The following is a 1493-nucleotide window of genomic DNA, read 5'->3' on the forward strand; positions in this document are numbered from 1 at the left end:
TGCGCTTCCCTTCGCTTCGCTCGGTCCAGTGCTTGCGTCGCCGGGGTTCCCGGAACTGGCCTCGCCCTTTCAGTCCGCCAGGATTTCGGCTGGTTAGCCCGGCAGAAACAGGCTCTTTGTTCGGTGCGTATCTGAACACTACCCTCAGACGTCGTACTCGCTGGTCACTCGCGGCGCGCCGCCGGCGTCCTCGGCGGCCGAGGAGAGGGCGTCGACGAACGCCTGTGTCTCGTCCTCGCCGCCGTACTCGTCGGCCGTCCCGACGAACACCGATAGCTCCCCTCGTCGGGCGTGGTCGAGTTCGACCCGCTGTTTCGACCCCGGCGGGAGCCCCGTCTCGACCTCTATCTCGGTTATCTCGTCCAGTCCGTAGCGTTCGCTGTCGCGGCGCGTTCGGGCCGTCTCGCGGTCGAGCGTCTCGGCGTCGTCGTCGGCGAACACCGTCCGGACGACACCGGCGACGGGGTCCGGGAGGAGTTCGGGTAGCCCGCCGAGAACCTGAAACTCGCCCATATCACCGACGAGGAGGTCCCCGTCGTCGAGAAACAGTGTACACTCCCGCATCTCGGCCACCGACTCCGCGCCCCGCTCGGAGTAGAACCCGTGGACGGCGCCCATCCGCCGCTCCGTCGGCGTCTCGTTGGAATCCATATCCGGGGTTGCTCCCGTCTTCGTATATAAACGATCGCACCGGGCTGACGGCGTCGCCACTCGCGGTCGACACTCTGAAAACCGCGGGACGGGGTTCCTACCCGTGGATGCCCATCGCTTCGATCTGCTCTTGATACCGGTTCCGGATCGTCACCTCGGTCACCTGCGCGACATCCGCGACTTCGCGCTGGGTCTTTTTCTCGTTACAGAGCAGCGAGGCGGCGTAGATGGCGGCGGCGGCGTAGCCCGTGGGCGATTTCCCTGAGAGCAGGCCCTGTTCGGCCGTCTCCTCGATGATGGTGTTGGCTTTCGACTGGACCTCCTCGGAGAGTTCCAGTTCCGAGCAAAAGCGCGGGACGTACTTCTTGGGATCGACTGGCTCCATCTCCAGTCCGAGTTCCTGTGAGATGTAGCGGTACGTCCGGCCGATCTCCTTGCGCTCGACCCGGGAGACCTCCGAAATCTCCTCCAGACTCCGCGGGATCCCTTCCTTGCGACAGGCGGCGTACAGCGCCGAGGTGGCGACGCCCTCGATGGAGCGACCGCGGATGAGGTCGTCGTCCAGCGCCCGGCGGTAGATCACCGAGGCGACCTCACGGACCGACCGGGGGACGCCCAGCGCCGATGCCATCCGGTCGATTTCGCTGAGGGCGAACTGGAGGTTGCGCTCGCCGGCGTCTTTCGTCCGAATGCGCTCCTGCCACTTGCGCAGGCGGTGCATCTGGCTCCGTTTCTTCGAGGAGATAGAGCGGCCGTAGGCGTCTTTATCCTTCCAGTCGATGGTGGTCGTCAGTCCCTTGTCGTGCATCGTCTGGGTCTCGGCGCGCCGACGCGGGACTTCT

Annotated in this window: 1 protein-coding gene and 1 pseudogene; both read right to left on the minus strand. The window is 65.5% G+C overall.

What is annotated here, in order from left to right; translation table 11 throughout:
* Positions 1 to 144: 144 nt before the first annotated feature.
* Positions 145 to 651, minus strand: a complete 507-nt coding sequence (locus GJ629_RS15735) for a hypothetical protein (protein WP_157513843.1) — start codon at positions 649 to 651, stop codon at positions 145 to 147.
* Between the two features lie 97 nt (positions 652 to 748).
* A pseudogene (locus GJ629_RS15740) lies at positions 749 to 1493 on the minus strand (transcription initiation factor IIB family protein); the annotation flags it as partial.

This window comes from Halapricum sp. CBA1109, from assembly GCF_009741825.1.
GTDB lineage: Archaea > Halobacteriota > Halobacteria > Halobacteriales > Haloarculaceae > Halapricum.

Excerpts from the sequence above, each read along its gene's own strand:
- GJ629_RS15735 (WP_157513843.1), bottom strand. The coding sequence starts at position 651 with ATGGATTCCAACGAGACGCCGACGGAGCGGCGGATGGGCGCCGTCCAC.